Raw genomic sequence first — 9,011 nt, forward strand, 5'->3', positions numbered from 1 at the left:
TATTGACATTAAGTCCTAATAAGCGTCCTTTCTACCAACAAGGTCAAAGAGCTATGAGACTTATTCTGTCTGCATTCTAGCCCTTTTTGTAGCCCCTTAAGCTCTTAACCAACACCAAATTCTGCAAACTGCTGTCGAGGAATTGGCTATAGCTTTAGATGTTAAATGCTGTGATGCGGTACTTTATACAAGCGATCGCCAATCCTCAATCATCCGCTACCAATATGTTGCATCAGGGCATCCTCATACTCAGGGACAAATGCTATATGTGGCAGATGCACCGGAAATTTATCATCAATTGCAACAACAGAAATCTTATTTCGCTTTCTGTCAAATTCAGGCAACTCCCATTCGCAATCATGCAGCAATTTTAGCTTGTTCCATTTTTGACGATCAGGTAGAAGCAAAAGGCATAGTGGGTGACTTGTGGTTATTTAAAGACATCTACTCTACTTTCAGCGATATGGAAATCCATTTAGTGCAACAAGTAGCCAACCAGTGTGCTATAGCCCTGCGCCAAGCCTATCTTTATGAAGCAGCCCAAGCCCAAGTTGAAGAACTTCAGAAACTTAATCAACTTAAAGACGATTTCTTGTGTACCATCTCCCACGAATTGCGCTCTCCAATCGCTACTATCAAAATGATTGTTGAGTTATTAAACAATCTGAGCGAACAGGAAGATGGACGGATTGAGCAAAATTCTCAATTATCTTGTCAATATTTTGCCATGTTGCAATCTGAATGCGATCGCGAACTGGGCTTGATTGAGAATATTTTAAGTTTGCAACATTTACAAGCGGGAACATACCCTCAACAACTTACAAACATTAACATTCATGATTTGATTCTGCACATCATTGAGCCATTAGAAACCCAATTTCAAAATCAGCAGCAAACTTTTGAGATTAATCTTGCTCCCGACTTACCCACTATTGAAATTGATTCGTCTAGCCTCACCCACATTCTTACAGAACTACTCAACAATGCTCGTAAATATACACCCGCAGGTGAAAAAATTTCCCTAGTAGTCACTGTCATTCAAGATGAGACGGCGACTGAAGATAAAATTCCTGAACGCTTTGCTAGTAAGCCTTCATTTTTACAATTAATTATATCTAATACAGGAGTAACGATTGCAACTGAGGAACTAACTCGGATATTCGATAAGTTCTATCGTATTCCTAGCCAAAATCCCTGGAAGCATAGCGGTACTGGCTTAGGGCTGGCATTGGTTAAAAAACTAGTCGAACAAATGAATGGGAAGATTGTTGCCCAAAGCGCGAACAATCTCACTCAATTTATCGTGCGATTGCCAGTTGTGCATCTACATAGTGTTACAGAAGAAAATTAATAGCATTTTAGAACATATTTGCTGATTAGGAGTGCTGGCTTTTGTTTGTTTATTTTTTCTCTTTGATTCTTATTCCTCCTTTTTTAAGGGAGGTTAGGAGGGATCAAAACCTTAACTGAACTGTATTGGCAGAGTTATGCTTCCAGGGGCGGCAAAGTTATACAGTCTGTGAAGAAAAATTTTGACAAAGAACGGGGTGTGGGGTGTGGGGAAGAATAAAAAACCCACACCCTGCACCCTACACCCGCGCCGCAGGTGCTTGACAGCTTTCTAAAAACTCTACTAAATCAAGTATTTTTAGCACAAAATACAGAAAGTTTTCTGGAATCTGCTTCTGTGTTTTTGTAGCTTAAAAAGCTAAAAGTATCGAGTTTGTAGAGAAGCAAATGAGGAAGTTCACCTGTTTGATGATTGTCGGGGCAGTATTGTCGATTAGTGCGCCGGCATTGGCTGAAAGTCGTGCGGTTAATATCAGCTTTGGGAGTATTGGTGGTGCCTTAGATAATGACGCTTTGCGAACAATTCGCCAAGTTATCGGATTTGCAGTTGGCACTGGCACTGTTGATAAATTCATTGTATATAGCCCTAGGAATGGTTCTCCTATTCCTATCGAAGGAGGTTTATCTGCTTGTGTTGAAGCTGGTTTCGGCATCAGTAATACAAAATTTAATGCTGTTATCAAGGAGTTGCGTTCAATTAAACCCCAGCCAGGAACTTTCTACAATATAGAACCTACCGCAAGCTGCCAACTCAAATGAGAATATCGAGAAAGTCGAGTTTTTTTTTCTGACAAGCTCTAACTTTATTTAAATTATTGTTCATAGCATTAAAAGCTACGAGTTTACTAATAGCTGCAACACAAGAAAATTGTGTTGCAGCACTATCTGATATTTCATTTTTTCTCAACAACAAAAGCTATAGCAATTTTGTATCAGTTCTTTATTTATTAGTATTTTTTATAGAGTAATTATTTTTTATAATATTTTTTAATATAATTATTCCGTAAATTCTCACATAACTGCTGATTCTATTGAAACGGCGATAAATTTACACCGATTTATTAAGGAGAAATTTATGTCTAAAAATAGTCCAGAAGATTCACAAGCAGTTCCATTTTTTGCTCGATTTTTAGAAGGGCAAGATATTGAAGAAATTTCTGATGAAGAATCAGAAGCACTCAGTGGTGGAACACAATTTGTAACTCAAAAGTACCCTTCTGATAATGAAGATGGTGGTGGAGGAATACAAACTCTGAAGTACCCTTCTGATCAGGAAGATGTTGGTGGAGGAAGACAGACTCGGAAGTATCCTTCTGATCATGAAGATGTTGCTTGTGTAACGAAAAAAACCTCTGATAAAGATGATATCGCTGTAACTCAGAAATTCCCCTCTGATGGAGATGATGATGTTCTTCTGAAATAAGTGTTTGCTTTTGAACACATCTAATCTCTGACTGTAACCAAAATTTTCAGCAGATAAATTTGCGATGCTTTGCCAACCCTTGATAGAGGTTGGTTTCCTATTTTGTACTTGATTGTTGAGCATTTTTATTTATTACTATGTTTTATGCAAAATGAGCGTAATGTAGTTTTACTAATTACTCATAGCGGTGATTACTTCACGATAGATAGAGTAGCAGCAGCTCTATTAAAAAGAGGGGTACAGCCATTTCGCTTGGATACTGATAAATTTCCGATGGATGCTAAACTACAAGCTTATTTTAGTAATTTGGAAAACCATCATATAGTAGAGTATAGCGATCGCACTTTTGACACGCGACAGGTGCAAGCAGTATGGATGCGGCGGATATGGGAACCGCATCTGAGTTCAGAATTAGCTCCAAAATTTCGTGCAGCTTGTACTAGAGAATCTCTGGCTGTTTTAGATGGCTTTTGGGATAGCTTGAGAACTGCTCGTTGGGTAGATAATCTGCAAAAAATAGATGCAGCGGAAAACAAGATGCGTCAATTGCGAGTAGCGGCGGAAGTTGGTCTTGTGATTCCTCAGACTTTGATTACTAACGACCCCAAACAAGCGAGAGAATTTTATCAACAAGTCGAAGGCAAAATGATTGCCAAGCTACTCAGACCGCTTTCATATAGTATGGAAGGCTCTTCTTTTTTTATGTACACTAGCGCAGTTAAAGAAGAAGATTTAATTGATGCAGAATCACTGCGTTATTGTCCGATGGTTTTTCAAGAACAAATCCCCAAGCAGCAAGAATTACGGGCAGTATATGTGAATGGTAATTTATTTGTTGGGGCTTTAGATGCGTCTGATTATGCAGCATCTACCCAAGATTGGCGATGCGCTGAACAAAATGCTTGTACATGGAATACTTATCAATTACCTGATGACATTATTCGTCGTCTTGATAAGTTTATGAGTAGGTTCGGATTAAAGTTTGGAGCCTTTGATTTTATCGTTACTCCAGATGGAGAATATGTGTTTTTAGAAATTAATCCTACAGGTGAGTGGGGAATGCTGGAGCGAGATTTAAACTATCCAATTTCTGATGCGATCGCTGATGCACTACTAGCAACTGATACCCAATTATAAGAATTAATATGACAGTTTTAATTATCACTCACAGCCAAGACAACGAAAGTATTTCTTTAGTTACTCAAGCAATTGAATCTTATGGAGGGAAAGTATTCCGGTTTGACACAGACCGCTTTCCAACAGAAGTACAACTAGATGTTTACTATAGCAATAGTGAGCAAGTCATCCTTACAGCCGATGATCAAAAGCTAGATTTAAATGAAGTATCGTCAGTTTGGTATCGACGCATTGCCATAGGTTCAAGAATTCCCAATACTATGGATAAGCAATTACGACAAGCTTCTATTCAAGAATCTCGCGTGACTATTATGGGAATGATTGCCAGTATTAGAGGTTTTCACCTCGACCCGCAACCAAATATTCGCCGCGCCGAAAATAAACAACTCCAACTACAAGTAGCAAGAGAATTAGGTTTAGATACTCCACGCACTTTAACAACAAATAATCCCCAAGCAGTTAAGAAGTTTTTCCAAGAATGTGAAGGGGAAATAATTACGAAAATGCTTTCTTCCTTCGCTATTTATGATCAACAAGGACAAGAACAAGTTGTGTTTACTAATCCAGTTTCATCTGAAGATTTGGAAAACCTTGATGGTTTGCGTTTTTGTCCGATGACATTTCAAGAGAAAGTCCCTAAAGCTTTAGAATTAAGGACAACTATTGTTGGTAAACAAATATTTACTGCTGCGGTTGATTCTCAAGCTTTAGATAATGCACGTTACGATTGGCGGAAGCAAGGAATTGCCTTACTCGATGCTTGGCAACCCTATAATTTACCTCAGGATGTTGAAGAAAAACTATTAAAACTGATGGCTAATTTCGGATTAAACTATGGGGCAATTGATATTATTGTGACTCCTGATAATCGCTATGTGTTTTTAGAAGTTAATCCGGTTGGAGAATTCTTCTGGCTAGAACGTTGTCCTGGCTTACCAATTTCGCAAGCGATCGCACAAGTTCTTCTCCATCATCAGCAATAATTATATATGCTTAGTGCAGATATACCTCATGAAAATGATGGCTGTAAATGAAGAGAAAAATACAATTGAGAGTATATTTCTCTATTTATAGACTCCATGAAGAAAAGAAAGGTCTGGTTATTGCCGATGCTGTTTGCTGCAATGCTGATGATCAGCATTATTACTGGTAATAACCATGCGCTACAAGCCGCTTCATCTCTAGGCAAAGACACGCTAACGATGATTACTTCACCCGATTATCCGCCTTATGAGTTTTATGATACTCAGGGTAGAGAGCGTAAAATCGTTGGCTTTGATATTGATATAGCTAATGCGATCGCACAACAGCTAGGATTTAAACTAAAAATTATGGAGTCCGATTTTAATGGTTTAATTCCTGCACTCCAAGCAAATCGGGCCGATTTTGTCATGGCTGGGATGACTCCCACCCCAGAACGTCGGAAAAATGTTGATTTTTCAATTATTTATTACGAAGCCAAAGATACTATAGTTGCACCCAAAAAGAGTAATCTCAAACAAATTCAAGATTTGACTGGCAAGAAAATCGGCGTACAATTAGGAACTATTCAAGAACAAAATGCGCGCAAAATTAGCGAAAAAGTTACAGGAATTGAGCTAAAGCAACTTAATAGAGTCCCGGAAGTTATACAGGAAATTAAATCAGGGCGAATTGATGGTGCAATTGTTGAGGATACCGTTGCTAGGGGATTTGCTCAAGCCAACCCCGAATTAGAGTTTAACGTCATTCCTCCACAACAGGCGAGTGGATCTGCGATCGCATTTCCCAAAGGTTCCCAGTTGGTAGAACCATTTAACAAAGTTCTCCAACAAATGAAAGACAAAGGCGAACTCCCAAAATTAGCAACGAAATGGTTTTCTCAGACTACCGCCGCTACTGAAACTACATCGACTCCTGCTTCTAAAGGCGGGCTAAATCTCGACTTTACAAGAATTTTCCCAGACATTCCCTTTATCCTCAGAGGCATCCCTCTCACATTGCAATTTACACTATCATCAGTATTTCTGGGGTTAATTTGGGGAACAGTTCTGTCTCTATGCAAAATTACCCCAATCAAACCTTTAGTCTGGGTTGCTAATGCTTACACATCTATATTTCGTGGTACACCACTTTTGTTACAGTTGGCTTTGGTTTATTACGCCACACCTCAACTGACAGGCTATGATATCTCTGCTTTCCAAGCTGGCGTACTCACATTTACCCTCAACTCTGGCGCATATATGTCAGAAACTATCCGTGGGGGAATTCAAGCCGTAGATAAAGGACAAACTGAGGCGGCGATGTCGATGGGCGTACCTTACAGGTTGATGATGTGGGATATCATCTTACCCCAAGCATTAAAAAATATTCTGCCAGCATTGGTAAATGAAACTATTGGATTATTGAAAGACTCAGCTTTAGTTTCCACAATTGGAGTAGTAGAGATTTTACGTAGCGCGCAGATTGTCGGTGCTAATAAGTATATTTACTTTGAACCTCTGCTATTCGCTGGCTTAATTTACTATGTTTTAGTTATGGGTCTGACTAAGAGTGCATCAGTTTTAGAAAGGAGGTTGAGACAAAGTGAGTGACGTTGTAATTCGGACAGAGTATTTGTCTAAGTCCTTTGGCAATCTAGATGTACTCAAAAATATTTCTACCACTATTCATCAAGGGGAAGTGGTGGCGATTCTTGGCCCTTCTGGTAGCGGGAAATCTACTTTTCTGCGATGTCTCAACTTACTTGAAAAGCCGAGCCAAGGCAAAATCTACTTTCATACCGCAGAAATCACGAATTCCCAGGTGAATATTGCTAAAATTCGGCAAAAATTAGTGATGGTGTTTCAGCACTTTAATTTATTTCCTCACATGACGGTGATGGAAAATGTGACTTATGCACCCATCAAAGTCAAAGGAGTGAATCATCGGTTAGCCCAACAAAAGGGGTTTGAGTTATTAATAAAGGTTGGGTTAGAAGAAAAAGCCCATGTTTACCCATCCAAATTATCAGGCGGACAGAAACAACGTGTAGCGATCGCTCGTGCTTTAGCGATGGAACCAGAGATGATTCTATTTGATGAACCGACCTCAGCTTTAGATCCAGAAATGGTCAAAGATGTATTGTTGGTAATGCAAGCTTTAGCCGAAACCGGAATCACAATGGCTATTGTGACTCATGAAATGGGATTTGCTAGAGAAGTTGCTAGTCGAATTATGTTTCTTGATCAGGGGACTTTAGCAGAAGATACTACCCCTTATAACTTTTTTCAAAATCCTCAGTGTGAGCGCGCCCAGAAATTCTTAGAGAAAATGCTTTGACCGGAGTTTATTGATTTTTTTACATTCTATTTACAATTTCTCTATTTAAAAATAGAGAAACTTTATACTTTCATAAGTGTTTTTCTGGTTCACTATAACTTAGAAGAAAATATCATTCTCTTCATCATCACTTAACTTTAATATCATTATTTATATCATTGTATTAACAGGTTAAGTGAATGATATTTGAAGAGGGCTGTCAATCTATTATTTGTCTAAACTATGAATAAGAAGTGGGCTGTTAAACGAATGACGATTAATCTGACATCAAACGAAGCAGAAAAACTTGATAGATTCTGCTCTACAACGGGTAGACCAGCAACTGATGTGATTCGGGAGTTAGTTCGCTCTTTAAAAACAGAACCAGCAGAAAATCGTGAATGAAAAATGCAGAGTTCGCAATCAATAGCGGTACCTATTTATATGTAAATAGGACAAAACTAGAAAGGCTATTTTTCGCCAACTAATACTTCTTTTAAAGGTTGAGCAACTCTGTTAAACCATTGCTGGGTTTTGTAAAGTTTCAGACTTCACGAAACCCGGCATTAACTTTTCTGGTAAATCATTAAACATAAAATGTTCAACTGGTAGCTTTAGGATAACTGCGGCATAACAAAGTCACTTGTGTTTATACCATTTCATTAAAAAAATGATCCAAATAATTTCTCCTCTGCTCCCCTGCGGCCTATTTGTATCAAACTTAAAGTGAAACGGTATTAGTGGAGTATTGGAGGACAACGCACTGGAATGTGAGTGCTAGCGTAAATTTGTTGAGCTAGCTGGGATAAAACATTAGTGCTAACACACCTAAGATTTTGAAAAACATTACTACTGGATTCTGCTGTAACGTTATTACCTCTAGCATCCAACTGCCGAACCAAGACGCGAGGGCGAGAAGGAGTGTTGAGTTGAATTTCGTCAGGTTTGAGATGTTGTAGCAATTGAATGTAATTTTCTAAGATGTCTGCTTTCCAAGGAGATAAGACCATAGTTTGAATAGCCATATGCCCTTGGTATTCTTGTCGAAATTGCTCAATGCCTGCAACTATATCTGGTAAATCAATTGTGGCTACAGGTTGGTTAACTCGCCGTAGTTGATCTGATGAAATAGCATCTAGTTTCACAGCTACAATGTCTGCTAATTTCAAAGCACTGCGTACTGTGCGATCGCCTAGTAACGTACTATTAGTTAAAACTATGCTTGGTCGTTGTGTGAGTTCTTTGATAGCAGCGAGAATTTCTGCTAAATTCAACGCTAAGGTCGGTTCGCCACTACCACTGAGAGTCACTACATCTATATTTTCCCACGTGGCGATCGCTTGCAGGTCTTCAAGTATCTGGGCTGTAGGTACAAAAATTTGCCGTTGACTCGTATGTTGTTCAATATTCCCTAGTTGGCAGTAGACACAGTTAAAGGAGCAGGTAGATACTAAGCCAATAGCATCTATCCCCAGTGAATTCCCATATCGCCAAGATTTTACAGGGCCATACACAGAACAAAACCGTGGATTTGGCAGTGATTGTATCGTATGCATATTTTTCACTTTTAACCTAATCGCTCCTACTGTATCGTCTGTCCAGCACAAATGTCTAACTATTTAACTAAATAGTTAAGTAAAATTAATTATCAAACGTTGAACCATCATTTCAGGTTCCCTAATTTAACGTGAGTTCGATGAACCTCTCCCCAACCCCTCTGTCTTGAAAAGTTTTGCGCCGGGAAACCCGGACGCGCAACGCCAGTTGCTTTATGCCGGGGAACCCGTCCAACGCACTGGCTCAACTTTTCGCTCCGACGCGG

At 39.0% G+C, this 9,011-nt stretch carries 9 protein-coding genes; 8 read left to right on the plus strand and 1 reads right to left on the minus strand.

The features are described from left to right. Window positions 1-121: 121 nt before the first annotated feature. From H6G76_RS35435 to H6G76_RS35470, 8 genes are all read left to right on the plus strand, one after another. Complete coding sequence (locus H6G76_RS35435; protein ID WP_397334008.1) at window positions 122-1,351, plus strand: ATP-binding protein; 1,230 nt, start codon at window positions 122-124, stop codon at window positions 1,349-1,351. A gap of 386 nt (window positions 1,352-1,737) precedes the next feature. Continuing rightward, window positions 1,738-2,109, plus strand: a complete 372-nt coding sequence (locus tag H6G76_RS35440) for a hypothetical protein (RefSeq protein WP_190710869.1) — start codon at window positions 1,738-1,740, stop codon at window positions 2,107-2,109. 316 nt (window positions 2,110-2,425) lie between these two features. After that, window positions 2,426-2,773: a microviridin/marinostatin family tricyclic proteinase inhibitor gene (locus tag H6G76_RS35445; RefSeq protein WP_190710870.1), complete on the plus strand. Its 348-nt coding sequence runs from the start codon at window positions 2,426-2,428 to the stop codon at window positions 2,771-2,773. A 144-nt stretch (window positions 2,774-2,917) separates the two neighbouring features. Next, window positions 2,918-3,910 (plus strand): MvdC family ATP-grasp ribosomal peptide maturase, encoded by a 993-nt coding sequence (locus H6G76_RS35450; RefSeq protein WP_190710871.1) that lies wholly within the window; start codon window positions 2,918-2,920, stop codon window positions 3,908-3,910. A gap of 8 nt (window positions 3,911-3,918) precedes the next feature. Then, window positions 3,919-4,893 carry an MvdD family ATP-grasp ribosomal peptide maturase gene (locus H6G76_RS35455; protein WP_190710872.1) on the plus strand — a complete coding sequence of 325 codons (975 nt, stop codon included), beginning with the start codon at window positions 3,919-3,921 and terminating at the stop codon, window positions 4,891-4,893. 96 nt (window positions 4,894-4,989) lie between these two features. After that, window positions 4,990-6,483: an ABC transporter permease subunit gene (locus H6G76_RS35460; RefSeq protein WP_190710873.1), complete on the plus strand. Its 1,494-nt coding sequence runs from the start codon at window positions 4,990-4,992 to the stop codon at window positions 6,481-6,483. Then, entirely contained in the window at window positions 6,476-7,210 is a 735-nt protein-coding gene (locus H6G76_RS35465) for an ATP-binding cassette domain-containing protein (RefSeq protein WP_190710874.1), read from the plus strand. Before H6G76_RS35460 ends, H6G76_RS35465 begins: the two co-directional genes overlap by 8 nt. A gap of 222 nt (window positions 7,211-7,432) precedes the next feature. After that, entirely contained in the window at window positions 7,433-7,594 is a 162-nt protein-coding gene (locus H6G76_RS35470; protein WP_190710875.1) for a CopG family transcriptional regulator, read from the plus strand. 332 nt (window positions 7,595-7,926) lie between these two features. On the opposite strand, the gene H6G76_RS35475 is transcribed toward H6G76_RS35470, so the two are convergent. Then, window positions 7,927-8,745 (minus strand): radical SAM protein, encoded by an 819-nt coding sequence (locus H6G76_RS35475; RefSeq protein ID WP_190710876.1) that lies wholly within the window; start codon window positions 8,743-8,745, stop codon window positions 7,927-7,929. Window positions 8,746-9,011 lie beyond the last annotated feature (266 nt).

The sequence above is a fragment of the Nostoc sp. FACHB-152 genome, from assembly GCF_014697475.1.
Classification (GTDB): Bacteria; Cyanobacteriota; Cyanobacteriia; order Cyanobacteriales; family Nostocaceae; genus Nostoc_B.